Below are 23,244 nucleotides of genomic sequence, written 5' to 3'. Positions count from 1 at the left end.
GTTGTCCAGGTAACGCGCCGGCGACGAGATTTTGATAGCAACCCACAGTCGCGCATAACACAGATTATGTTACGGGCGCTCTGGCGTTGCGACGATGCCAGCGAGCTGGCCCACGTAGCGGCCTTGTCGCGTCCCCCTGCCCCTTACAGGAGCTTGGCAGGGGGAAGACCCTCAACATAATGCTGAACGACATTATGCGCGGTATGGTCAGGCCCGCTCAGTGGAGACAGAAACACAGCCGCCGCAAGGGCTACCGCCGTGCCAGCTCCTTTTGAATACTTCGCCAGGATATCGTACCAAGCCTGTTTCAGCTCGGGATCGGTGGCCCTGACTGCCGCCATGCTTAACAGCACTTCGCTGACATCCAAGCCAGCTTCCTCAGCCATTCTTTTTGCAGTCGCATCAGTGAGTTGCGACTTTCCTTTGTTCACGGCTGAGATATACGAGGTGGTAAATCCCAGGTCTGCGGCGACTTCCTGGAATTGGCTGTACTTTTTGGCCCTCATGTAGGCCAGAAGCAGCGTTTTAGAGTCCATGTTTTTGTCTCCTGAGTGGTTAGACAATCCGTCCCATCATACCGATTTTGGCGAAAAACAGCTTGTTTCCATTCAACTCGCCACATGGTTGAATGAATCAACCAACCATTTGATTGCGTGACATATGACCCACTCTAGCCCACAAAACCAGGATCTGCCCGCGCTCATTGAGCGGAAGGTCTATTGGCAGGCAGAGCCGACTGGCGATTACTCCGCCTGCATCGCGGGTCAGGTCGAGATGTTCCGCGACCTGCATGAGCTGCGGGTCTATCTGTCGATGACGTACCCCGATACCGTGTTCGAACTGGTGGAAGTCACCGAGGACACCTGGCGCGGCTTCTATGACCAGGGAGTGTTTTTCGATGACTGGTCATAGCTCCGTGATGCCGATAAATGGGGTTATCGGCAACAAAACCCTGATCGACTATCTGTCCTTCACCTGGGCACCGACTGAGTTGATCCAGATGAAGGAGCTTGCCAAGCAAGGGGCGCTCTTGAAGGCTATCCCGCGCTTCGATACCAACGTGAAGGCCCTGCAAGCGGCCATTTCTGAACCCCCTGTCGAGGGGCTGCGTTATCTCTGGAAGCGTCCGGTTGGCTTCGCTCCCCTCACCCGTTTTGACAAGGTGACAGAACGCCTGTGCAGCAAGGCCGAACGGCTGGGGGTCTCCCCTACCCCAACGGTTGAATATGACAAGACCACTGAGCGGTTAAGCCTCCATGGGGTGCCTAAGTCCCCTGCCCCTGTCGTGACGCTATCCATGACCGAAATGATGGAGCGTGCTTTGCATTCCGGTTACAAGGCCCGTGCCGACATTCGTAAGGAGTTGAAGGCGGTCTGCACTGCCCTGCTCAAGTTCTCCGAGTTCGAGGTTGTCGAGGGTGCCAAGTATTGGGAAGCCTACAACGACTTGATCGACTGCTACGGCGTCCAGTTCCTGGATGCCCTCTGTTGCAACGAGCTGGAGCTTTGGTTAGAGGAGCTGAATACCCGCATCGGTGTCCCCATCCCCGAGCCACGCTTCACGATGCGCCCTCGCCGCTCTGGCCTGCACGGTTACGCCAATTCGGCTGACCTGCTGTGTGACGGCATCCCCTGCGGCCTGATTGGCTGGGGTGCGGCAAACCATGGTTGCATGGTGAGTTTTTCCGGTGTGGGTTGTGCCGCCCTGGATTTCCAGGCTTTGCATGATGTTATCTCTCACATTCCAGGCGTGCGCATCACACGGGTGGATCTCGCCTTGGATGACTACAGCGGCGAGCACATCACCTACCAGGGGGCCATTGCCGGCGCGGAAGCCGGCGAGTTCCATCCCCAGCGGGGCCGCGCTCCGTCCTGGATGAAGATTGAATCTGGCGAGTTCGTGATCACCGAGGTTGCCAAGGGCATCGCCAAGCGCTTTGGCATGGTGCCGACCAAGGGCTGCTCGTTCTACGTGGGCAGCCGCATCAACGGAAAGTGCGCCCGGGTATACGAAAAGGGCAAACAGATGCAGTCGGCAGAGTATCCGAATTGGGTACGCGCCGAAGGCGAGCTGCACAATAAGGACCGCATTATCCCGCTGGACGTCCTGGTAAACCCAGACCCCTATTTTGCGGGGATGTATCCGCAATTTGATAAATGGCTGGCTGCTATCCAGGAAGCGGAAATAAAGCCCGTCAGACTGACCACCTTTAAAAACAAGTTCAAAACGTCCAGGGATAACGCTGTATTTAATATGTCCCGCATGGCGGGTCGCCTTGTTAATTGGTTAGCGAACATCGAGGGGTTATCGCCTGAGAAGATTGTTAACCAATTAACTGCGCACCTGGAAGAAAGTGATATTCCGGCGCGATTAAGAATGCCGCTCCCTCCTGACTTGGACGAGCTGCCTGTATTTTCGACCTAACTAAGGTTCTTCAACGAGGTAATAACTATGTCTATTTTGTCCAGTGTGCTGGTCACTCGCGTGACCCATGGCTACGGTGTTTCCCGCAAGTCTGGCGCTCCGGTGCCTTACGACTTTGCCCAGGTCGAATATCTGGCTCCTGCAAACAACGTCAACAAGCCGGAGTGCAATATCAACTCCTGGGGTTATGAGGTTCGCCAGTTGTCCCTGCGCAATGATGCGTCGACTATCAAGGAAATGGCTGATTGCCCCAAGTTGGTGGCGATTGATCTTATTCTGGAAGCGGATCCCCAGAATCCGACCCGTAACGTTGTTGTCGGCTACCAAGCATCTAAAAAGCCTCTGTAAACAACCAGCGCCAACGAGGAGGAGGAGCGAGGGCGCGCAGCGACCGACGACGAGGGCGCAATAATGATTTGCCTAGATATTACCTCCGAAGGATATACCCGCCTTTCAGAGGGGGATTCTTGTAATTACGTGCTCCTGACTGTCCAGGAGCACACCAAACTCACCGATATCTCTAATTGGTTCCAATTCGATATATCGGTTGTGGGAATTGCCTTTAGCTCTGGGATCGTTATGTGGGCTTTGGGTTTAAAACTGGGCGCTATTGCCCGTGTCATTGTAGGTGCAAAAAGAGGATAAACGAGTATGCGTAACTATTTCCGTAATGGCTGTATCGCCCTGGTGGGCTCCGTAGCTGCTGTTGGTGCCAATGCTGCTGATGGTGGTATCGCTGCCGCTGCGGGTGCTGCCCTGGATGCTGCCCAGTCTGACGTCACCACTACCGCGCCCAAGGTGATGATGGTCGTGGCTACAGTCGTCGGGGTCGGTATCCTGATCGCGCTCATGCGTAAGGCTTAAACCGTGTCCCTGTTGATTGGGACGCTATGGTTTTTGTTCTTTGTCGAAGGCTGGAGAACATCGTTTTCGATATGACATAAGGCGGCTTCGGTCGCCTTTTTTATTGGGGGTCGCGTGAGATTGCTTTATCTGCTCTTCCTGGTGCCGCTGGGGGCGTTTGCGAGCTGTCCGGCAGGGCTCAATCTGCAAAATGTGCCTATAGGTACAGAAATGCCCTATTGCGTTAAATGGGAATCCTCCACTCTGGGCGGGTGCCAGGTCGTTTGCCCTGGAGTCTGTGTTGAGACCCCATCTACGGGCACCATGGGCCCCATACAGTCTAACGGTGTGGAATGTACCGTGGGCACTGGTACTGGTGGCGACGGTGGCGATACTGGGGGCAGTCCTGGCGGGGATGGTAGCCTTCCTGGTGATACCGATAATATTGCTGGTTGGCAGTATTTTAATCATTACGGTTATCAGACCGTGGGTTATACCCTTTCAAAGATTAATACTAATTTAGGTAAGCAGCTTGCGGAGATTGATTCTAGGCTTTCTGGTTTGAAGGATTATTCCAATCATATTTCTGGTAATACATTTAAGACCCAGCTCGAATTGTCTGACGTTAATGACAAGCTTGATCAGGCGCTAACTTATATACGGGAAACTCCTGGTCGAATAGAGGGGACTAATATTTATTTGTCTCGTATGGAGGCTGATTTTGATTTGGCTAATGCTCAGTTAAAGAAAATTGCTGATAGTATGGGTTCTTCTGGCGGTACAAGTGGTGCCGTTTCTACTGTTGATTTATCTGCAATCAAAGGTGATGTAGCTTCGCTGAAAGCAATGCAACAATCGGCCATGTCAACCCTTGGCTCTATTAGCGGCAATACAAGCTCCATGTCATCCAATATGGGGAGTATGCTTGGTGCTATTGGGAGCCTTCAAGGTTCGGTTAATTCGGTTAACTCCAATATTTCTAGTCAGTCAGGCTATTTAAGCCAGATGAATGACAATCTTTACGGCATTAAATACATGCTCCAAGATGGTTTAAAGAATGGCTGGGGAAATTCTGGTGGTGGTCAAGGTGGGTCTGGCGACTTTAATATTGATTATTCTCAGATGCCAGGTTCTTCATCAAATCCATTGCATGTGGCAAAGGCTGAATATGAATCACCGCTTTGCTCGGGTGATGCTAGCTGTGCTTTTGACTTGGAGCAGATAACGAAAGTATATGATGAACATAAGGAGGCTTTAAAAAGCCAGTATCTTTCTATTAAAAATGAAATGACCGATATGTTTAAATATCAGTTTTATGGCTCTGCCTCGGCTCCTAAGTGCTTCGATATGTTCTCCATGTTTGGAAAGTATTATCAAGTCTGCCCTGATTCCGATGGTTATTGGGAGTTTCTGGCGGCTTTGATGATGTTTATTTTCTACTTTACAGCATTCATTATTTTGACTAGAAGGTGATAGCGATGGAGTGGTTAGGAGATTTATTTAGTGGGTTGTTCCAGGACATATATAATCTTGCTGTCCAGGTAACGGCCTGGATTTCGGTAAAACTGGCTATTCAGTGGATTGAGTTCAAGATATTCTTGTTGGTGTTTTCATGGGATGTTGCCAGGGAAATTCTGATAAACCTGCAATTCAGTGATTTGATATCGTCCTCCTTTAATAGTCTCCCAGCATCTGTGCGGGATATTTTGCTCTATCTGCAATTTGACAAGGGCCTGTCCGTTATTACCCAGGCATTTGTGACGCGCTTTCTACTGAATATCTTCGGGTGGTGATCCATGTCCATCAAAATCCATCACGGTGCGCCAGGGTCTTATAAATCAAGCGGCGCTATTCACACCGATGTGATCCCGGCCATCAAGGCGGGTCGGTACATCATTACCAACGTGCGCGGCTTCTCTGTTGAGCGCTGTCGAGAGGTGTTGGGTAAGGATGTACCGGACAGCTTCGAGGTGCTTTATGTCGAGACAGAATCCCAGGAGGGCCGCGATCATCTGGCGCGGTTCTACCACTGGGCACCCAAGGGGGCATTCTTCCTGGTCGATGAGGTTCAGCGGGTATTCCCGCCTGCATGGCGTCAGAGTGACCTGGATAAACTCGATTATCCAGGTGGGCCGGATAAGGCGAAAGAGGATGGCCGACCCGAAACAATCGACGTGGCCTTTGATATGCACCGTCACCATAACTGGGATTTCGTATTAACAACCCCGAACATCAAAAAAGTGCATCAAGTTATCCGGGCTGCTGCGGAAACCGCAATTCGTCATACCAATATGGCGATATTGGGCCTAGGGGGGCGTTATAAGACCGTTCTCCACCTTTCCGATAACTCCGGTACGTCTCTTTCTGATGTCCTGCAAGCCAAGCCATTTAACAAGGTGCCCAAGTATGTTTTCAAACTTTATGACTCAACTACAACCGGTAAAGTCTCGGATACAATCGCGGGTAGCTCGATGCTCCGAGACCCTAAAATACTTTTTGTTCTGGTCGTTTGGGGACTCTGTATGTTCTTCGGTTTCATCAAGCCTGAATATATTGACTCGCCTGCTAAAGCCCCTGTGGTGGCTTCTGCGCCCGCTGATGCCGCTGTTTCGGTTCCTGGGCAAGTGGGTGCTGCGCCCGCTGCTAATGTACGTCCTAGTGGCGCTCCTGCTGCGGATGCTGCTGGCGTCTTTGCTGTAGGCCCGTTCGCTGGATACCGGATGATCATCAACTGCCATGTGCTTACCAAAAGTGATCGAGATGTCTACAACGTCGAATATTGCTTTGCCCTGCGCAAAGGTGACGACGAGCAAGCCATCTATGCCGAGGAGTGGCCGCAATTCTTCGTCGATTTGAAGCCCATGACGGCGTGTCATGCGGTTATCCAGTACCAGGGGCAGCCAGTGGACGTTTATTGCGACCCTGACGGGGATGCGCTGCGTAAGCGGGTCAATGGTGCGCTCTTTGCTGGTGCCAAGAATGACGGGGCGCCTAACGATGACTGGACATAAATACAGCTCTGGATCTAATGGGGGTTGCCGTGATTGGCATCATCGCTATCTGCATTGATATTGCCATCCTGATAGCTATAGGGAGCAATCCTAGCTATTCAGCCGAGGCTCGTTGGGCCTGTGTTGCCCTGGTAGCGCTGCTCTCGTTGCCTCCCCTGCTCTGGCTCTTTGGGGGCCACCTTATTGAGCTGGAGGTGAAGTGGCAGCACCACTGCCGGGCAAGACGCCGCGCTCGCTCTGCTGCCGCACGTCTAACATATCGTCACTGATGTTTGAATGGCGATCCATATGAGCTATGTTTATGCCTTCCATCCAGATAGGGATTAGCGAGGTGTAAATGGGACTACCAATAAAATGGTTTACGGTAAAGGTTATTCATACAGACCGTGTGCCGTTTGAACTGTTTGGTGAGCTTGAAAAAGGCAGTCTTTATATATCTGCTGGAGGGCGTTTTTGTGGACCAGGCGCAGCTGCATATATCCAAAATGAAAGCCTCGCCGCAGCCTATGTCAAAGCGTTAGCCCTACGTAGAAAAAAGACCGATCCACATTTTGATGCTCGCGTATGTGGAGTCGAATCGTCTAATGAACACTTTCGAGACTTCATTGCGAGGGACTCGCAGAAGATAAATGACAAACTGGCTCGTTGGGGAATCAAGGTCTGATATTGAGGGGCGCCAGCCCCTATAAGCCGCCCCCTGCTGCGGATGATGCCTCCAAGCGTCTCGCGGCGAAACACGCCCATCTTGCCCTGAGCCTGAGGCAACCCCCTTGCCTGCCAAACCAGTCTTTAATGCCCCAGTCAGAGCGACCAGCCGAAGGCTATGGGGCGCGTATGGTGACATCCTGGGCCTCCTGTCGCAGACAAGCTGCTCTCATGGTCTTGTGCCGTCTTGGTGATTGACTGCCCCAGGGGTCCGGCTTTCCCCTCTCCCCCCCCCCGTGTAGTAATACGGGGGGAATTCAACTCCAATCGCTTTCTTGATAAAGATTCTTGTGTACTGAATTTATTGTCAGTTTTAGGGTTGAACTCTGAGTTATGAGCCCCATATGCATATCGAGCATGTTGCTTATATGGTGAGGTGTTTATGTCTAGTTACAATGTTGGTGATATTGTCCGTTTGAAAAGTGGTGGCCCGATGATGACGGTCACTGGTCGGAATTTTGAGAACAACTGTATCTGTGCTTGGTTTGATAATACTAAGGAATTTAGCGCTGTTTACCCTGACGCAGCACTGTTCTCTAAAGCGGAAGTGAAAGCTGAAGATGAGCGCCTACAGCGCGAACATGATGAAGAAATGCGGCGTATTGGTGCCAGTTTGAATGGCTATTGAATCTTAAAGGGGCTCTCAGAGCCCCTTATCTCATAATCCTAATTTTTTCCGCCAATGGAATGCTTCTCTCTGCTTCTCTGACAGCTCTGCCTGGATGATGGCCAGCGCCTCGATCCTCCTCCTGTCGAACATGACGCCATTCGGTGCGATCAGGCAGTCATTCTTCATCCGCCATCCCTGCCACTCCTTGAAAATCGTGGGCAGCTCCCGCCCAGATGCCATACGCATAAGCCGTTTATAGACAGGTGGGATCTCTTTACCCTTATCCCAATTTGTGACCTGTCTCACAGAAACGAAACATAGATTTGCCGTCTCCTCTTCCGATAAACCGCATTCAAACCAACGAAAAATGAAGTTTTTGGTCAACTCTCGTTCCATCCAAGTAAATACCTGATAAACCAGCAAAATTGCGTGGGCTGGCTTATCGGCGGGCTTCACATGGGCATTTAACCAAACGCGACATTATGCGCAGTGTCGTGTTTTATGAGTCCCAAGGCATGGTCAATCAAGGATTGCCTTTAGGTCCAACATCTTGGTTATGAGTGCAGCTTTATTTGTTCACCACTAGTTATCAATCATATGTTCGGTCCTGGTCGAGCAAGTGGTCCAGCGGCTTGCGGCTGGCACTCTCGTGACGTTCCCGGTTGCCGGTGTGCAGGTACTTGGAGGTGGTGTCGATGCTGTCGTGTCCCGCATCGGCTTGTACGTGGGATAAAGGCCGGCCGTGCAGATTGATGTCATGGGTGATACCGGTGTGGCGAATGGAGTGCGGCGTCAGGGTTCGCATTTCAGCGGCATCCTGATCAAAACCGTCTTGTTCGGCAAGGCTTGCGGCCTGTTCAAATACCGCCATTACCAGGTCTCGTAGCTGGCGGATACCCAGATTGGCATTGAGTTCGCCTTGTTCGCGGCCATGGGCCGCCGCCTTGTGGCGTACGAACAGCGGTGTCTGCTCTCCGGGGGCCGGCAGTGGCGAAAGTCCAAGAAAGGTACGATAGCGAGCCAGGGCTTCGAGCAGAGCCTGAGAAACGGCCACGGTGCGACGTTTACCGCCTTTGCTGCGGGGAATGTCATAACCCCAGACGCCCGTTTTGGCGTCACGTCGAAACTGGCCCATGACGGGGCTGAAACCCGGCCTGGCCGCCACCTCGGAAATCCGCAGATAACAGGCATACATCAGACAGATGAGAAAGCGGCTGCGCTCATGTTGTGCCGGGCATTCGGCAGCGAGCTGTTCGGCGGCTTGCATCACATAGGACCATTGCAGCTCGGTGAAGGATTGCGCATCTTCACCAGCCTCCTGGGGGCCCGCACGTTTAACCCGCTGCAGCAGGAGAGCCGGATTGCGATCCATGTACTCCTCCTGGATGAGAAACTGGAAGAAGGCGGACAAAATGGCGAGTTTTGTCTTCATCGCCTGCTCACTCAGTCGATACGGCAGCTCCCGGCCCAGTTCCCGCTTGCCCAGAAACGGACGCCACAGGGGGTTTGGCAACCGTTCCCCCCACTCCTTGTCGAGCACGAACTGGGCGACGTTGCGATAGGCAATCAGTCCGGACGGTGGCGCCTGGCAATAGTCGAGATAGCGCATCATGATGCGCCTGGTGAGATCCCTGGGGCTGATGGCCACCTCGCAAAAACACCAGTGCAAAAAAGTGGTCAGCTCACTGCGATAGGTCTTGTAGTTGTTTTCGCTGTGGCGCTGCTCCAGCAGCCAGTCGACGGCCAGCTCATACACGATCCCCGCGTCGGGGACCTTGCCAAGACTCAGGGTGGCGAGGTATTGGTTGACCTGGGGATTGCCCGCCTCAAGGTGCTCCACGCTATCGAACAGCGGCATGGCGGGTGGAAGTGCTGGATGAGTCATGATGGTGTGTGATGTCGGTTGAATGTTTTGAACGGGGCCGCCCCCCTGATGCCGATAAATGGGGTTATCGGCATCAGGGCTTGCAGTGCGCCTTGGGGGCAACGACCTGAGGCATCTTGCTGTGATACCCCATGATAACGAGCAATCGGCATATTCAATGAATATGCAGTGTGGTTAGAAAGTTCTCGGGGAAAATAGTCGTGATAATGACTTAAGTTGCACTTTTCATGAATGAGAGAGCGGCTTCTACCTCACATCCCCTTCCCCGCCCTTTCGTCTCAAGCCACGCTCTTCAGGGGCTTCCCCTTTGGCAGTTCAGTATCCAGCTTGTCTTCTTTGGGGGGATTCCCCTGCCCTTTTCCACCGCGCAATACCTGCTGCAACTGATCCCGCTGCTCGGCCAGATAAAAGGCCAGACTCTCCTGCTGCTCCGGTGCAAGCGCGACCGGCGCACCCGCCAGCAGTGTCATCAGCTCATCGGCGGTGTCCAGCAGTCTGTCATAGGCATCCGCCTCTTTCTTGCTGGCAAAGGTCATCTTCTCCACTCCCCCACGTACCACAACATACTTGATCTCAACGGCCATCGCGGCGCCCTCCTGATGATAGTGATTGCAAGTATATGTACGTATATACAGTATTGCAAATACCCTCAGCATGTCGGCATGCATCGCCAGCCCCTGCTTGGCTGGCGGCGGCCAGTTCACAGCGGAAAACACATCTTTTCAAAGGGGGGTGTGCAGCGCGGCAAGACAGGGCAGGCGTTTTAAGGTAAATTTCATCAATTCCTTCAACAGGTTGAATCGTATGTCGGATCCGCACTCGGTGATTGTCTGTCCGGCCTGTGACTTGCTGATCGAACGCAAGTTGCTGCCGCTGCGCCGTCACGCCCATTGCCCCCGCTGTCATCAGCATCTCTATGGGCGCTATGCCTTTCGCCCTTCCCAGTTGATGGCGCTGACCATCACCGGATTCCTGTTGCTGCCTTCCGCGTTTTTTGAGCCTTTGATCTATCTTCGCCTGGCGGGCGTGAACTCGGACGCCAACCTGATCAAGGGAATTATGATGCTGTATGCCGAGAGCGAGCTCTGGGTGGCAACACTGGTGCTCTGGTGCGCCGTGCTGGCGCCGACAGGGCTGCTGCTCGGGATCTTTGCCCTCGCCTCCGGCCTGGCCAAGCGCTGGCATCTGCTGGCGTGGACCCTCAAAGCGGTCGAGGTATTTCGCCACTGGGCCATGCTGGAGGTGTACATCGTCAGCCTGCTGGTCGCCCTGTTCAAGCTTATCGACATCGCCGACGTGCGCCTGGGAGGCGGTCTGCTGAGCCTGGGTTGTCTGATGCTGCTCAACATGACGCTGCTGATCCTCTTTGATCCTGCCCCTTACTGGGAGCGGATTCCGCTGCAACATGCCTCCCGGGAGCCGGACCATGTCCCCGATCAGCGCCCGTGAACTGGGGCTTTGCCGCTGCCATACCTGTGGGTTGCTGGTGCGCCATCAACACGGCATGAGCTGCCCTCGTTGTCATACCCCCTTGCAGATGCGCATCCCCCATTCCCTCGCCTGGTCATGGGGCCTGCTGGCGCTGGCCACCTTCATGCTATTGCCTGCGAACCTGCTGCCCATCACCCACTTCTACAACAAGGGATTATTGCAGTCCGATACCATTTTCAGCGGTATCATAGCGCTCTATCGCAGCAAGATGTCCGGCATCGCCACCATAGTACTGACCGCGAGCATCATTGTGCCCATCGGCAAGATCCTGGGTCTTGGCTGGATCTGCTGGCAGTTGCAGCGCAGCAAGCCGGTGCGCCGCAAACGCCAGCTCGTCATGTACCGCATCATCGATTTCATCGGACGCTGGTCCATGCTGGACCTGTTCGTCATCTCGCTGATGGTGGCCCTGGTGGATCGCGGCGTGCTGCTCAACGTGCGTGCCGGCCCCGGGGCGACGGCATTCGCCGGCGTGGTGGTGCTCACCATGATGTCGGCCAGGATGCTCGATACCCGCCTGTTGTGGGACAAGGCGGCCCGTTAATGTTTTTTGTGTCGAACGTGCTGTGCATCACAGCCAATGTAAGGAGTCGGTATGGTCGGGGCTGAGCCCGTCATTGAGAAGCACCGCTGGTTATCCCCGGTCTGGTTGCTGCCCTTCATCGCCCTCTTGCTGGCAGGAGGCTTTCTCTACCAGCAGTGGACGAGCAGTGGTCAACTCATTCGCATCAACTTTGCCCAGGGCAACGGTATCTTGCCGGGCAAGACCCAGTTGCGCTATCAGGGGGTCGCCATCGGCGTGGTCCAGGAGCTGGAACTGGCACAGGATGGTCGCAAGATTGCGGTGCTGGCCAAGGTGGACAGCCGTGCCCGCTCCCTCATACGCAAGGGCTCCGACTTCTGGCTGGTGAGTCCGAAGGCGTCACTGACCGAGATCTCCGGCCTGGACACCCTGGTGTCCGGCAACTACATCAACCTGCAACCCGGACGGGAGAACAACCCGCTGGAGGATGAGTTCGATGCCCTGGATGGCCCTCCCCCCGGTTATCAGGCCCAAGGGCGCACCCTGCACCTGACAGCCGATTCTCTGGGGTCGGTGGGCATCGGCGCCAAGATCTATTTCCGCGGGCTGGAGGTGGGCAGTGTCATCAACACCCGTCTTGGGGAAGAGAACCAGAACGTGATCCTGGATCTGGTGATCGAGCCGCGCTTCGAGCACCTCGTCAAAGCGGATACCCGATTCTGGAACATCAGCGGCATCAAGGGCTCCTTCAGCCTGGCTGGCGTCAGCGTGGAGGCGGGCAGCCTCACTTCCATCCTGAGCGGTGGCATTGCGTTTGACTCCCCCAAGGATTCTCCCGTGGCGCAAAAGGGGGTCAACTTCATCCTCTACAAGGGGCTGGCCGAGGCCGCCCGGGGTGAGCGCATCACCATCCAGGCGGGGACTCTGCCCATCAAGGAAGGGATGCCCATCCTCTATGAGGGCATCGAGATTGGACGAGTCGACCCTATTCGCCTCACCGAACAGGGACGGAGCGTGACGGCCCTCATCAACCCCGAACAGGCGTTCCGGGTGACCGGCAAGAGTCGTCTGGTGTGGGAGACGGTCTCTCTCTCCCCTGCCGGGATCAAGCATGCGGATCGCCTGCTGGCCGGGCCCGCCATTCGTCTGGACTATGAACCCGGTAAACGGGTAAACACCATGACCCTGGAGAGCCAGGCACAGCGCGGCGGCATCAAGCTGACCCTGCAGGCAGAGGATCTCGCCGGTTTGAGCGAAGGGGCTCCGCTCTGGTTCAAGGGGTTGCAGATAGGTCAGCTCGGGGCACTGACCTTGGATGCCGGCGGCAATGCCAGTGTCGAGTTGCTGGTGAACGAGCGTTATCGCCATCTGCTGCAACGGGCTCGCTTCTATCGAGCCGCCCCCTTGCAGGTGGAGGCGGATCTCAGCGGTATCAAGGTGGAGACCAGCCCGGCCAGTGCCTGGTTGGCGGGGGGCATCAAGCTGGTTCAGGCTGCGAAGGGTGACAGGATTGACCGCCTCTACCCCAGCCAGGAGCTGGCCCTGCTTGGGAGCCGCCATGCCAAAGCGGTCAGCTGGACGCTGCGTGCCGCTCAGGCTGATGGGGTCGGTGTGGGCTCCCCCGTCTTCTACCTGGGACTGGAAGCGGGCAAGGTCAAGGCGCTGGATGCCGATGGTCGCGGGGTGGCCATCACCCTGGAGATCGATGCCATCTATGCTCCTTTGCTCAAGCAGCAACCCCAGTTCTGGAAGAAGGCCGCCATCGACGGCAAGATCCGGCTCGACGGCGTGCAGGTCAAGATGGGGAACCTCGCCACCCTGCTGCGTGGTGCCATTGAATTCGACAAGCTGGGGACAGGTCGCAGCAGTCATCAGCTCTTTGACAGCAAGGAGCAGGCAAGCTCCCAGGTGCGTACCCTCACGCTCACGGCGGATCACAACCCGGGTCTCGGGGTTGGCAGCCCCATCCGCTATCGCGGAGTGGACATCGGCAAAGTAGAGCAGGTGGAACTGGACCCGACCCTGGGCCAGGTAAGCTTCAAGGCCGAGCTGAATGAGCAATATGCCGCGCGTTTCCTGCAATCCGGGGCACGCTATGCCCTGGTGCAGGCCAAGGTCGGGCTGGGGGGGGTTGCCCACCTCGATACCCTGATCAAGGGGGCCTTTGTGGAGGCGACACCGGGCCGGGGGGCTGGCAAGGAGACCTTCCCCTTGAGCCAGAGTGGCCCCGCCGGTCTTGCCCTGACCCTCAAGAGCCCCTCCGTCGATGGCATCAGCGTGGGCAGCCCCCTGCTGTTTCGCAAGATGGTCGTGGGCAGCGTCACCGGCGTGACCCTGGCCCGGGATGGCAGTGAGGTACTGATCGATGTGAATGTGGATGGACAGTACGCCCATCTGATACGCGCCAACAGCCGTTTCTGGAATGTCTCCGGGGTCAAGGCCGATATCGGGCTGACCGGTGGCACCATCGAGGTCGAAACGGTGCAAAGCCTGCTGGCGGGCGGGATTGCCTTCAATACGCCGGAGCGGGAGATGGGCGCGACCGTCAAGGCGGGCCATCGTTATCCGCTTCATGCCAAGGCGGAAAAAGAGTGGCTGGAGTGGAGCCCTCGCATTTTGCCCTGAGTTATTCCCCTGCTCGTCAAAAACCGGCCTTGTGCCGGTTTTTTTATGGACTCATGGACTCCCCCATCAAGAAGGGCCGCGCACTGTGGTAAGATGTCGCCCCTCATTTTGGGTCAGCGAGATTGCGCCGTGCACGACAACACCTACCTCCCCGATCACTTCCTGCGTCACATTGCGGAGTTCATGCCATCCCATCTCTCCATGGAGGCATTCGTGGCGAGTTGCCGGCAGCCGTTGCGGCGCAGCATCCGGGTCAACACCCTCAAGATCCCGGTATCCGAGTTTGTCGCCCGCATGGTACCGCTTGGCTGGCAACTGGATCCCGTGCCCTGGTGTGAAGCCGGCTTCTGGCTCACCCGCAGCGATGAGAGCATTCCCCTTGGCAACACGGCCGAGCATCTGTGCGGCCTCTTCTACATCCAGGAAGCGAGCTCCATGTTGCCGGTGACGGCGCTCTTTGCCAGTGAGCAAACCAGAGGGGATGGCATGTTGCTGGACGCGGCCGCCGCCCCTGGCTCCAAGACTACCCAGATCGCGGCGCTGATGGAAAACCGCGGCATGCTGATCGCCAACGAGTTTTCCAGCAGCAGGTTGAAAGTGCTGAGCGCCAATATCCAGCGCTGCGGTGTGACCAACGTCGGCATGACCCATTTCGATGCCAAGGTCTTTGGCCAATGGCTGCCGGAAACCTTCGACGCCATCCTGCTCGACGCCCCCTGCTCCGGCGAGGGGACGGTGCGAAAAGATGAAGACGCGCTGCGCAACTGGAGCCTGGAGAGCATCGAGGAGATCGCCGCAGTGCAGCGTGGCCTGCTGGAGAGCGCTTTTCACGCCCTCAAACCCGGCGGCGTACTGGTCTACTCCACCTGCACCCTGAGCCTGCAAGAGAATCAGGCCGTCTGTCAGTCACTGCAAGAGAAGTTCGGCGATGCCTTCAGCTTTGACTCGTTGGCCGATCTCTTTCCGGGGGCGGAGAAAGCCTGTACGCCGGAGGGATACCTGCATGTGTGGCCCCAGATCTTCGACAGTGAGGGCTTTTTCGTCGCCCGGTTGCGCAAGCATCACTCCGTGCCCAACACCATGTTCAAACCGGGCAAGCTCGGCAAGTTCCCCTTCTCGCCGCTGCCAGAGAAAGAGGCCAGCCCCATGTTGCGGGAGATTGAAGGGAATTTTGGCATCGTGCCCCATGGCCAACTGTTTGGCCGCAATGACGAGATCTGGCTCTTCCCTCACGCCTTCGAGCAGGTACAGGGGAAGCTGCGTTTCGATCGCATCGGCATCAAGCTGGCTGAAACCTTCAAGAAGGGATATCGATTGACCCATGAATGGGCTCTGGCTTACGGCCATGAGGCGAGCAAGGGATGCGTCGAGCTGGATGCCGCCAATGCCCGTGAATTCATGATGGGACGAGATGTCTGGCCAGAGCAGGATGCCGGGAGTGGGGAAGTGATCGTTCGTTACCAGGGGCACCCGCTCGGCATGGGGAAATGGGTGGGGAGTCGCATCAAGAATGCCCTGCCCCGGGAGCTGGTACGGGACAACAACCTGTTCAATGCGTGAGAGTGGGGTCGCTCGAGCAAAAACAGCGCCTGTTCGAGTCTGAAAAACCCCCACTCTGGTTGAACTTTTATCCGGTTCTTGAAATGCCTAGAGCCTTGTCTAAGCTTAAGGCTATCCGCATACCAGTTAGCGCACGGCTCTGCAAGGAGCCAATTCCCCTATGCCAGGTACAAGGAATTCGTACCTGGCTTTTTTTGTCTTCTTTTTCAATCACACCGGCACGGCACGATAGCATCGTCTATTCGAGCATGTCTGCCGACTCGGGGACATCGCTCTGCTGCGCGTTGGTCGTTTGTTGCAGTTCGTGCTGATAGAGCAGGTCGATCGCCTGCTCGATGAGGGATGCCTGACTGTCTTCCAGATGCAGGCCGAGTTCATGCAGCCGCTCGGCGTGACGGTTGCTTATCCAGCACTGCAACCGGCTGTGGGTTTCCTGCTTGCGCTTCACGTGCTGGCGCTGCCGTTCGGCGTTCTCTTGAGCGGCGCTTTTCTTCAATTCCTGGCTATCGTGACCTTCCGACATGTCTATATCGTGAATGTTATCTCTCATTTTTCGTTGGCATCTTCTACGAAAGTAAATCGGATTACGACTCCCCCACCGTCATGATGTCTGTGGAGGACGGATTGAATATACCATCAGATCAACAGGATAGCATTTAACATAAAAAAAGCAGAGGCGCGGTTTTCTATAACAACCCATCCAGGGCGTGATCCGAGAACTTGTGGGCATCGTCGAAATATTCCTGCAAGGTGCGCATGTCCTTGTGTCGGGTCACCTCGATGATCTTGTTCATCGGCTTGCCCGCCGTCACCGCCGAGGTGATGAACCCCCGCCGCAAACTGTGGCCACTGACGTGGAGATCGTCGATGGCCTGGCCGGTTCGCCGCTTGATCATCAGGTTGATACCTTGCGGCCCCAGGGGGTCTGCCATCAGCTGTCCCCAGCGATTCATCCGGCGAAACAGGGGGCCCTCAGCAATCCGGCTTTTTTTCAGCCATTGTTGCAGTGCAGAGACCGGGCAATACCGGGTACCTGGAATGAGTGCTATCTCCGATTCATGGAGCTGATGTTTGCTTGGTTTGAGACGAAGGCGTATCCCCTGCCCCACAAACTGCACGTCATTCACCTCGATCCTGGCCGCTTCCGATCGGCGCAAGGCGCCACTGAACATCAGCAGCAACAGGGTGTAATCCCGAAGTCCCGCCAGGTTGCTGGTATCTATCTCGTCCAGCACGCAGGCCAATGGTTTCAGGGTCAGCGCCCCCGTTTTGCGTTTGCGGTTATCACCGAGCCGTACTATGCCCCGCATCATCTCCTTTATCTCCGCATGCTCGGTCGGCATGGGGTGGATCCCCTTCTGCTTGAAGGCATAGCGAATGCCGGCAAGCCGTCTTACCAGGGTGGCCGGTTTGCGAGGTTCCCCGTTGCGAAGCTCCCCCTTCCCTTCTTCCTTGTCGAGCCAGACCCAGTTGGCCAGGATGCCGTCGGCCTGATCCGCCAGAAAATTCATGATGTCGTGGTGTGTCGTCTGCAAGGGATCCAGCCCGTGAAGTTGGCACCAGGAGACAAAGATGCGGGTATCTGCCTGATAGGCATTGAGGGTGGAGTCGGCTTTGGCGCTGCGCAGGAAGCGTCTTGCCCGGCTGTTCAGCTGAGGATCGAAGACGCTCTGCAAGGATTGCTGAACTGGGTTTTGAAGGCGTGGGTAGTTCACTTAACTCTATGATTTAAAGCGGAGTTTCGGTGGATCTTACAGGATCATTCAGATCTATCAAGTATCGATAATGAATATTATCGATACTTAGGAAGAGTGCTTTTAACCCATTTCAGCTCCCTCATTTATTTCTCAAGTACCCTGTCATCTCTGCTCAGTTTTATCAGGATTGTGGATTTAATCTCATCAGTATCCACCGCAAAAAAAAAGTGAGAGATAACAACTTGGCATGATTGTTTTTGGATGAGTAATGATAGTGCTGATTGTCATAGTAAAACGCCCCGCATAGCGGGGCGTTGTCTGTTATCGCTTTGCCAACTTGAACAATTCGAAGAAATTGTGGCTGGTGGCCTCCGCCAATTCAGCGAGCGGTATCTGGCGAAGATCCGCGATAAATTGGGCGACGTCGCGAACAAAGGCCGGCTCGTTCTCCCTCCCCCGATGCGGAACCGGTGCCAGATAGGGAGAGTCGGTTTCAACCAGCAGTCGCTCCAGGGGCAACGCCTTGACCACGGCCTGTAGGGCTGAGGCGTTCTTGAAAGTGGCTATTCCCGAGATGGAAATATAGAACCCCATGGCCATCGCGGCCTCGGCCATTTCGAGGGACTCGGTGAAGCAGTGCAGCACTCCGCCCACCTGTTCGGCCCCCTCCTCTCGCATGATCCTCAAGGTGTCTTCCTGGGCATCCCGGGTGTGGATGATGAGCGGTTTGTTCAGTGCCCGGGCTACCCGGATATGTTCGCGGAAAGAGGCTTGCTGTACATCCTTGTTTTCCGGTGAATAGAAGTAGTCGAGCCCGGTTTCGCCGATGGCCACCACTCTCTCATCGGCCGCCTGAGTCAGCAGCAAGGCAGCATCCACCCCGGGATCCTGATTGAGCGGGTGAACACCGCAGGAGGCAAACACCTGGGGATGGGGGGCGATGGCCTCCATCATGGTCGGGAACTGGGCCTGGGTCACACTCACGCAGAGAAAATATCCCACGCTCTGCTGCGCCGCCTTGGCCAGCACATCGGCCATGTCGGTCTGCTTGGTGCCATAACTCAAGCGATCGAGATGGCAATGGGAATCAACGAGTAACATAGACAACCTTGTTTATAACCAGCGATTGAGCCAGTTCATCAAATGGATGGTGGGATTGGAAAGCTGTCCTGGCTGACAAGCCTCTTTCAGCACAACCAGCTGCTGTTCAGCTTCCAGGAGCCGTTCGCTGGAGTGTCTCTCAGCCAGTTGCTGGCTGAGTGATGCAAGATCTGGCATCGCCAGTTGATGATGACCGCAGCCAGCCTGAAGCTTGAGGGCATCGCACAGGAAGAGCTGCAACCAGTGCAGCCGGACCTGATTATCCTCGGCCAACTGGGCGCAGACATTCGCCGCACGGGTGGGGGCCGATGCCAGCGAGACAAATCCGTCGAGCAATGCCCGTCTGGCATCATCTTGCTGTGCTTCGATGTAGCTCAGCACCCGCAGCGGCGCACCCTGGCAGATCCGCACCTGGGCCTGGGTGGCCTGATGGCCCTGCTCGGCGAGCCAGGCAAGGGTCTCCCCCTCAGAGGGGAGCTGGCAGACATGCTTGTGACAACGGCTCAAGATGGTGGGGAGCAGGCGAGATACCCGGGATGCGATGAGCAGCAACAGACTGTCGCCAGCCGGCTCTTCCAGCGTCTTCAGCAAAGCATTGGCGGCAGACTCCGTCATGCGCTCCGCCTCCTGAATGATCACCACCTTGCCGCGACCGAGCTGGGACGTGCTCTGGAGACGGCTGCAAATCTCCCGGATGGCTTCGACACCTATGGTCTTGCCCTCGGGCCCCAGGGTGCCAAGATCCGGGTGATGCCCCTTCTCAAAAAGCTGGCAGGAGTGGCACTGACCGCAGGGCTCACCTCGTTGTGGATGCTGACACAGGTGCAGTCGCGCCAGTCGCTCTGCAAGCTGCTCCTTGCCAAGGCCGGGATCGCCTAGCAGCAACCAGGCGTGCCCGAGCCGTCCGGCCCGGGCCGTCTCGCTCAAGGCATGCCAATCCGGGATCAGCCAGGGATACATAGTCCCTCGCTTGCCAGATAATGCTCAAGGGCTGCCTCGATGGCGGCTTTGACTTGCGCCGGGGGCAATCCGGCATCGATGACCTGGATGGAATCATCGGCGGCCGCCAACTCGAGGTAACGCTGGCGGGTACGTTCAAAGAAGCCGATCTGCTCCAGCTCAATCCTGTCCAGCTCGCCGCGATGGCGGGCCCGCTGCAGGCCGATGGCAGGATCAATGTCGAGATAGAGCGTCAGATCCGGCTTGAAATCCCCGAGGACCGCCCGTTTGATGGCGCCGATGAGGTTCGCATCGATGCCGCGGCCACCCCCCTGATAGGCCTGGGAGGAAAGATCGTGGCGATCACCCACTACCCAGATGCCGTCTGCCAGGGCCGGCTTGATCCTGGTCTCCACCAGTTGCACCCGGGAGGCGTACATCAACAGCAGCTCAGCTTCGACGGTCAGGCGCTCGTCGTGCACTTCCTTGACGATGGCCCGCATGCGCTCCGCCAGCGGCGTGCCGCCCGGCTCCCGGGTGCACTCGATCCGCGCCACTCCGTGGGCTTGCAGATAGTCGGTCACATAGCGCACCGCAGAGCTCTTCCCTGCCCCTTCCAATCCTTCAATCACGATAAATTTAGACATTAGGGTTTCTTCAATATGTATTCACGCACCGCCCGATTGTGTTCATCGAGGGTCTTGGAGAAGTAGTGGGCACCGCCCCCCTTGGCAACGAAGTAGAGATAGTCTGTCGATTTGGGGTTGAGCGCCGCTTCGATGGAGGCCTTGCCCGGCATGGCGATAGGCGTCGGAGGCAGACCGTCGATCACATAGGTGTTGTAGGGGTTCACGTCGGTCAGATCGCTGCGGCGAATGTTGCCATCGTACCTGTCCTTCACCCCGTAGATGACGGTAGGGTCGGTCTGCAACTTCATGCCAAGGCGTAGACGGTTGACGAACACAGAGGCAATCTGGGCCCGTTCATCCGGTTGGCCCGTCTCTTTTTCGATGATGGAGGCCATGATGAGCGCCTCATAGGGTGTCTTGTAGGGCAGATTGGCCTGACGCTTCTCCCAGGAAGCCTCCAAGAACGTTTTCATGTCCTGATAGGCGCGGCGCAGGATGGAAAGATCGCTGGCATGAGTGGTATAGGCGTAGGTTTCCGGCAGGAACCACCCCTCCAGCTTGCCATTTTCGATGCCGAGTTCCTGAGCCAGTTCGGTTTCGCTCTGCTCCAGAGTCAGGCGCTCCAGATAGGGAGCGCTGGAAAGTTGCTTCAGCCAATCCTCAAAACGGGACCCTTCGACAAAGGTCAGGCTGAAGTGAAACTCCTTGCCGGAAGCAAAGAGAGAGAGAGTCTCCTTGAGCGGCGCCCCTTCCTTGATTTCATAGGTGCCGGACTTGATGGCCACCAGTTCGGGATGACCGCGCAACCAGAGACGCACCGCCCAGGGGCTGGTTTCCCCCTCCCCCAGTTCGGCAATCAGGCGCGCCGCATGGGCGCCTTTTTCGACGGTAAAGAGGCGGGTTGGCCCCTTGTTGGTGAGCGTCTCCACCTGTTGCCACTTGTGATACACGTACCCTCCGGCAACGGCGACAGAAAGTGCCGCCCCCGCGAGCAGGGTGTAAAGCCGATTAAACTTCAATGACCAAGCGCTCCTGTAAACGGCGGATCAATACCGGACTGGGATAGTGCATATCCCCGATGCTGGTGACCGGGACAATCCCCATCAGGGTATTGGTCAGCCAGACCTCTTCCGCCTGCCAGAGTGACTCCAATGGAGCCTCTACGACACGCAGTTCAATGCCCATCTGTTTAAGCATCGTCATCACGCGCTTGCGCATGATGCCATCGATCCCGGCGCGGGTGAGATCCGGTGTGAACACCGTCCTGCCACGACGCCAAAACAGATTGGCGCTGACCCCTTCTACCAGAAATCCCCGGCTGTTCAAGACTATACCTTCGACCCCGCCACGCGCAGCAAGTTCGCGCTTCAGCATCACTTGTTCGAGGCGCCCCAGCGTCTTGAGACCGGCGAGCATGGGACTGTCCCCAAGCTGCTGCTGGCATACCAGGGCATTGATACCGGTTTGCTGCCAATCATGATAATGCTCAGGATAAGGTGCCAAAGAGACGATGCGAGTGGGCGTGTCACAGCCTGCGCCGTCATATCCCCGCCCACCGGCGCCCCGGGTCAGCATTATCTTGACGACAGCCTGTGTCTGCCCAGAAGCAAGCTGCGCCGCCTCGTCGGCAAGCAGGTCCCAGGAGTGCTCGCCAAAACCAAGGCGGGCGTTGGCATGTTGCAACCGGGCCAGATGGTCCTGCCACCAGAGTACCTTCCCTTCCCTCACCAGCATGGTGGTGAAATGACCATCACCGTATGCCAGTCCACGATCCCTGGCTGACAGTGTTTCTGTGGGTATTCCATTAATCAGCAAGGGGATCCCTCCGATAAAAAAGGCCCGATACTACCGTATCGGGCCTTATCATTCGCCCAGAGCGAATTATACGCGTTTGAAGATCAGGGAGCCATTGGTGCCGCCAAAACCGAAGGAATTGGAGAGGGCATATTCGAAGCTACCGGCCTTGGCAACGTGCGGCACCAGATCTAGGTCGCACTCATCATCCGGGTTGTCCAGGTTGATGGTGGGAGGCACCATCTGGTCACGCAGAGAGAGCACGGTGATGATCGCCTCGATGGCGCCAGCCGCACCCAACAGGTGGCCTGTCATGGACTTGGTGGAGCTGACCATCAGGGCGCTGGCATGTTCACCAAACACCTTCTTCATGCCGCGCAGCTCTGCCACATCCCCAAGGGGGGTGGAGGTACCGTGGGCATTGATGTAACCGATCTGCTCGGGTGCAATGCCAGCATCCTTGATGGCGTTCTTCATGGCGCGTGCGCCACCATCGCCGTCCGAGGGAGGGGCCGTCATGTGATAGGCATCCCCGCTCATGCCAAAGCCGACCAGCTCGGCATAGATCTTGGCGCCGCGAGCCTTGGCATGTTCATACTCTTCCAGCACCAGTACGCCGGCACCGTCGCCCAGCACGAAACCGTCGCGATCCTTGTCCCAGGGGCGGCTCGCCTTCTGTGGTTCGTCATTGCGGGTGGAGAGCGCCTTGGCAGCGGCAAAGCCGCCCATGCCCATGGGGGTGGAGGCTTTCTCGGCACCACCGGCGACCATCACGTCCGCATCGCCATAGGCGATCATCCGGCCAGCCATGCCGATGGCATGGGTACCCGTGGTGCAGGCGGTAGTCACGGCGATGTTCGGTCCCTGCATGCCTTTCATGATGGAAAGATGACCGGACACCATATTGATGATGGTGGACGGAACGAAGAAGGGGCTCAGCTTGCGGGGGCCGCCATTGATGAGGCTGCTGTGGTTCTGCTCAATCAGACCCAGACCGCCGATACCAGAGCCGATGGCAACGCCTACCCGCTCCGCGTTCTCTTCGTTGATGATCAGGCCGGAATCTTCCAGGGCCTGAACACCCGCCGCCACGCCATACTGGATGAAGAGATCCATCTTGCGGGCTTCTTTGCGGTTGATGCCGAACTCTTCGGGGTCGAAATCCTTGACCAGGCCTGCGAAACGGGTTGCGAACTCGCTTGCATCAAAGTGGTCGATGAGGGAAATGCCGCTCTGCCCGTTGAGCAGGGCTTGCCAGCTGGATTCGGCAGTGTTGCCTACCGGGGAAAGCATCCCCAAGCCGGTCACCACGACTCTGCGTTTTGACACTGAGGTAGTCTCCGAGAGGTGTTTTGAAAGGGGTAAACATAAAAGAAGCGGCCCTTGGGCCGCTTCTTTCAGAACAG

25 protein-coding genes are annotated in these 23,244 nt (G+C 56.4%); 13 read left to right on the top strand and 12 right to left on the bottom strand.

Features of this window, described 5'->3' with window-relative positions; all coding sequences use genetic code 11:
- Positions 1 to 143: 143 nt before the first annotated feature.
- Entirely contained in the window at positions 144 to 536 is a 393-nt protein-coding gene (locus BN1120_RS19665) for a helix-turn-helix domain-containing protein (protein ID WP_042017660.1), read from the bottom strand.
- A gap of 124 nt (positions 537 to 660) precedes the next feature.
- Between BN1120_RS19665 and BN1120_RS19660 the strand changes: the two genes are divergently transcribed.
- From BN1120_RS19660 to BN1120_RS21110, 9 genes are all read left to right on the top strand, one after another.
- A complete protein-coding gene (locus tag BN1120_RS19660; RefSeq protein WP_039040799.1) occupies positions 661 to 912 on the top strand; it encodes a hypothetical protein in 252 nt (83 codons plus the stop codon).
- Positions 899 to 2,425: a replication initiation factor domain-containing protein gene (locus BN1120_RS19655; RefSeq protein WP_042017659.1), complete on the top strand. Its 1,527-nt coding sequence runs from the start codon at positions 899 to 901 to the stop codon at positions 2,423 to 2,425. Before BN1120_RS19660 ends, BN1120_RS19655 begins: the two co-directional genes overlap by 14 nt.
- 27 nt (positions 2,426 to 2,452) lie before the next feature.
- Positions 2,453 to 2,773, top strand: a complete 321-nt coding sequence (locus tag BN1120_RS19650) for a hypothetical protein (RefSeq protein ID WP_042017658.1) — start codon at positions 2,453 to 2,455, stop codon at positions 2,771 to 2,773.
- Between the two features lie 303 nt (positions 2,774 to 3,076).
- Entirely contained in the window at positions 3,077 to 3,289 is a 213-nt protein-coding gene (locus BN1120_RS19645; RefSeq protein ID WP_042017657.1) for a hypothetical protein, read from the top strand.
- A 339-nt stretch (positions 3,290 to 3,628) separates the two neighbouring features.
- Positions 3,629 to 4,741, top strand: coding sequence for a hypothetical protein (locus BN1120_RS21420; protein WP_145983751.1), 1,113 nt, complete (start codon positions 3,629 to 3,631; stop codon positions 4,739 to 4,741).
- A 5-nt stretch (positions 4,742 to 4,746) separates the two neighbouring features.
- Positions 4,747 to 5,061 carry a DUF2523 family protein gene (locus BN1120_RS19635; RefSeq protein ID WP_042017656.1) on the top strand — a complete coding sequence of 105 codons (315 nt, stop codon included), beginning with the start codon at positions 4,747 to 4,749 and terminating at the stop codon, positions 5,059 to 5,061.
- Between the two features lie 3 nt (positions 5,062 to 5,064).
- A complete protein-coding gene (locus tag BN1120_RS19630) occupies positions 5,065 to 6,279 on the top strand; it encodes a zonular occludens toxin family protein (protein WP_042017655.1) in 1,215 nt (404 codons plus the stop codon).
- A gap of 337 nt (positions 6,280 to 6,616) precedes the next feature.
- Positions 6,617 to 6,943 (top strand): hypothetical protein, encoded by a 327-nt coding sequence (locus tag BN1120_RS21415; protein ID WP_145983752.1) that lies wholly within the window; start codon positions 6,617 to 6,619, stop codon positions 6,941 to 6,943.
- 423 nt (positions 6,944 to 7,366) lie between these two features.
- Entirely contained in the window at positions 7,367 to 7,612 is a 246-nt protein-coding gene (locus tag BN1120_RS21110; RefSeq protein ID WP_042017654.1) for a YodC family protein, read from the top strand.
- Positions 7,613 to 7,642: 30 nt separating this feature from the next.
- On the opposite strand, the gene BN1120_RS19620 is transcribed toward BN1120_RS21110, so the two are convergent.
- From BN1120_RS19620 to BN1120_RS19610, 3 genes are all read right to left on the bottom strand, one after another.
- A complete protein-coding gene (locus tag BN1120_RS19620) occupies positions 7,643 to 7,990 on the bottom strand; it encodes a DUF3653 domain-containing protein (protein WP_042017653.1) in 348 nt (115 codons plus the stop codon).
- Between the two features lie 193 nt (positions 7,991 to 8,183).
- The gene (locus BN1120_RS19615) at positions 8,184 to 9,479 is read right to left on the bottom strand and encodes a tyrosine-type recombinase/integrase (RefSeq protein WP_042017652.1); all 1,296 of its coding nucleotides are present in this window, start codon (positions 9,477 to 9,479) and stop codon (positions 8,184 to 8,186) included.
- A gap of 278 nt (positions 9,480 to 9,757) precedes the next feature.
- Positions 9,758 to 10,063: a YebG family protein gene (locus BN1120_RS19610; protein ID WP_042017651.1), complete on the bottom strand. Its 306-nt coding sequence runs from the start codon at positions 10,061 to 10,063 to the stop codon at positions 9,758 to 9,760.
- Between the two features lie 220 nt (positions 10,064 to 10,283).
- On the opposite strand from BN1120_RS19610, the gene BN1120_RS19605 reads away from it, so the two are divergent.
- The 4 genes from BN1120_RS19605 to rsmF all read left to right on the top strand — a co-directional run bounded on the left by BN1120_RS19605 (position 10,284) and on the right by rsmF (position 15,678).
- Positions 10,284 to 10,928, top strand: coding sequence for a paraquat-inducible protein A (locus BN1120_RS19605; protein ID WP_010674754.1), 645 nt, complete (start codon positions 10,284 to 10,286; stop codon positions 10,926 to 10,928).
- Positions 10,906 to 11,514: a paraquat-inducible protein A gene (locus tag BN1120_RS19600; RefSeq protein WP_042017650.1), complete on the top strand. Its 609-nt coding sequence runs from the start codon at positions 10,906 to 10,908 to the stop codon at positions 11,512 to 11,514. Before BN1120_RS19605 ends, BN1120_RS19600 begins: the two co-directional genes overlap by 23 nt.
- A gap of 51 nt (positions 11,515 to 11,565) precedes the next feature.
- Positions 11,566 to 14,118, top strand: coding sequence for an MlaD family protein (locus BN1120_RS19595; RefSeq protein ID WP_042017649.1), 2,553 nt, complete (start codon positions 11,566 to 11,568; stop codon positions 14,116 to 14,118).
- A gap of 129 nt (positions 14,119 to 14,247) precedes the next feature.
- Positions 14,248 to 15,678, top strand: coding sequence for a 16S rRNA (cytosine(1407)-C(5))-methyltransferase RsmF (gene rsmF / locus BN1120_RS19590; RefSeq protein ID WP_042017674.1), 1,431 nt, complete (start codon positions 14,248 to 14,250; stop codon positions 15,676 to 15,678).
- A 238-nt stretch (positions 15,679 to 15,916) separates the two neighbouring features.
- Here the strand turns inward: rsmF and BN1120_RS19585 are convergent, their stop codons facing one another.
- From BN1120_RS19585 to fabF, 8 genes are all read right to left on the bottom strand, one after another.
- Positions 15,917 to 16,201 carry a RepB family protein gene (locus tag BN1120_RS19585; RefSeq protein WP_042017648.1) on the bottom strand — a complete coding sequence of 95 codons (285 nt, stop codon included), beginning with the start codon at positions 16,199 to 16,201 and terminating at the stop codon, positions 15,917 to 15,919.
- A gap of 163 nt (positions 16,202 to 16,364) precedes the next feature.
- A complete protein-coding gene (locus tag BN1120_RS19580; protein ID WP_041215162.1) occupies positions 16,365 to 17,393 on the bottom strand; it encodes a site-specific integrase in 1,029 nt (342 codons plus the stop codon).
- 303 nt (positions 17,394 to 17,696) lie between these two features.
- Positions 17,697 to 18,476: a TatD family hydrolase gene (locus BN1120_RS19575; protein WP_042017645.1), complete on the bottom strand. Its 780-nt coding sequence runs from the start codon at positions 18,474 to 18,476 to the stop codon at positions 17,697 to 17,699.
- 12 nt (positions 18,477 to 18,488) lie between these two features.
- Positions 18,489 to 19,436 (bottom strand): DNA polymerase III subunit delta', encoded by a 948-nt coding sequence (gene holB, locus BN1120_RS19570; RefSeq protein ID WP_042017644.1) that lies wholly within the window; start codon positions 19,434 to 19,436, stop codon positions 18,489 to 18,491.
- On the bottom strand, positions 19,421 to 20,062 hold the full coding sequence (gene tmk, locus BN1120_RS19565; protein WP_042017643.1) for a dTMP kinase: 642 nt from the start codon (positions 20,060 to 20,062) through the stop codon (positions 19,421 to 19,423). The genes holB and tmk overlap by 16 nt, the downstream gene beginning before the upstream one ends.
- Positions 20,062 to 21,063: an endolytic transglycosylase MltG gene (gene mltG, locus BN1120_RS19560; RefSeq protein WP_042017642.1), complete on the bottom strand. Its 1,002-nt coding sequence runs from the start codon at positions 21,061 to 21,063 to the stop codon at positions 20,062 to 20,064. Before mltG ends, tmk begins: the two co-directional genes overlap by 1 nt.
- Entirely contained in the window at positions 21,053 to 21,859 is an 807-nt protein-coding gene (pabC, locus tag BN1120_RS19555) for an aminodeoxychorismate lyase (protein WP_041211426.1), read from the bottom strand. The genes mltG and pabC overlap by 11 nt, the downstream gene beginning before the upstream one ends.
- A 66-nt stretch (positions 21,860 to 21,925) precedes the next feature.
- Positions 21,926 to 23,167, bottom strand: a complete 1,242-nt coding sequence (gene fabF / locus BN1120_RS19550; protein ID WP_039041168.1) for a beta-ketoacyl-ACP synthase II — start codon at positions 23,165 to 23,167, stop codon at positions 21,926 to 21,928.
- Positions 23,168 to 23,244 lie beyond the last annotated feature (77 nt).

Origin of the sequence: Aeromonas caviae (genome assembly GCF_000819785.1) — a bacterium.
GTDB lineage: Bacteria > Pseudomonadota > Gammaproteobacteria > Enterobacterales > Aeromonadaceae > Aeromonas > Aeromonas caviae.
Note: the sequence above shows the minus strand (reverse complement) of the source record. Positions and strands in the feature narration are given on the sequence as shown.

Bases quoted from the DNA above. Each gene is read 5' to 3' on its own strand.
- BN1120_RS19665 (WP_042017660.1), bottom strand. From the start codon at position 536: ATGGACTCTAAAACGCTGCTTCTGGCCTACATGAGGGCCAAAAAGTAC.
- BN1120_RS19660 (WP_039040799.1), top strand. From the start codon at position 661: ATGACCCACTCTAGCCCACAAAACCAGGATCTGCCCGCGCTCATTGAG.
- BN1120_RS19655 (WP_042017659.1), top strand. From the start codon at position 899: ATGACTGGTCATAGCTCCGTGATGCCGATAAATGGGGTTATCGGCAAC.
- BN1120_RS19650 (WP_042017658.1), top strand. From the start codon at position 2,453: ATGTCTATTTTGTCCAGTGTGCTGGTCACTCGCGTGACCCATGGCTAC.
- BN1120_RS19645 (WP_042017657.1), top strand. From the start codon at position 3,077: ATGCGTAACTATTTCCGTAATGGCTGTATCGCCCTGGTGGGCTCCGTA.
- BN1120_RS19635 (WP_042017656.1), top strand. From the start codon at position 4,747: ATGGAGTGGTTAGGAGATTTATTTAGTGGGTTGTTCCAGGACATATAT.
- BN1120_RS19630 (WP_042017655.1), top strand. From the start codon at position 5,065: ATGTCCATCAAAATCCATCACGGTGCGCCAGGGTCTTATAAATCAAGC.
- BN1120_RS21415 (WP_145983752.1), top strand. From the start codon at position 6,617: ATGGGACTACCAATAAAATGGTTTACGGTAAAGGTTATTCATACAGAC.
- BN1120_RS21110 (WP_042017654.1), top strand. From the start codon at position 7,367: ATGTCTAGTTACAATGTTGGTGATATTGTCCGTTTGAAAAGTGGTGGC.
- BN1120_RS19620 (WP_042017653.1), bottom strand. From the start codon at position 7,990: ATGGAACGAGAGTTGACCAAAAACTTCATTTTTCGTTGGTTTGAATGC.
- BN1120_RS19615 (WP_042017652.1), bottom strand. From the start codon at position 9,479: ATGACTCATCCAGCACTTCCACCCGCCATGCCGCTGTTCGATAGCGTG.
- BN1120_RS19610 (WP_042017651.1), bottom strand. From the start codon at position 10,063: ATGGCCGTTGAGATCAAGTATGTTGTGGTACGTGGGGGAGTGGAGAAG.
- BN1120_RS19605 (WP_010674754.1), top strand. From the start codon at position 10,284: ATGTCGGATCCGCACTCGGTGATTGTCTGTCCGGCCTGTGACTTGCTG.
- BN1120_RS19600 (WP_042017650.1), top strand. From the start codon at position 10,906: ATGTCCCCGATCAGCGCCCGTGAACTGGGGCTTTGCCGCTGCCATACC.
- BN1120_RS19595 (WP_042017649.1), top strand. From the start codon at position 11,566: ATGGTCGGGGCTGAGCCCGTCATTGAGAAGCACCGCTGGTTATCCCCG.
- BN1120_RS19585 (WP_042017648.1), bottom strand. From the start codon at position 16,201: ATGTCGGAAGGTCACGATAGCCAGGAATTGAAGAAAAGCGCCGCTCAA.
- BN1120_RS19575 (WP_042017645.1), bottom strand. From the start codon at position 18,476: ATGTTACTCGTTGATTCCCATTGCCATCTCGATCGCTTGAGTTATGGC.
- holB (WP_042017644.1), bottom strand. From the start codon at position 19,436: ATGTATCCCTGGCTGATCCCGGATTGGCATGCCTTGAGCGAGACGGCC.
- tmk (WP_042017643.1), bottom strand. From the start codon at position 20,062: ATGTCTAAATTTATCGTGATTGAAGGATTGGAAGGGGCAGGGAAGAGC.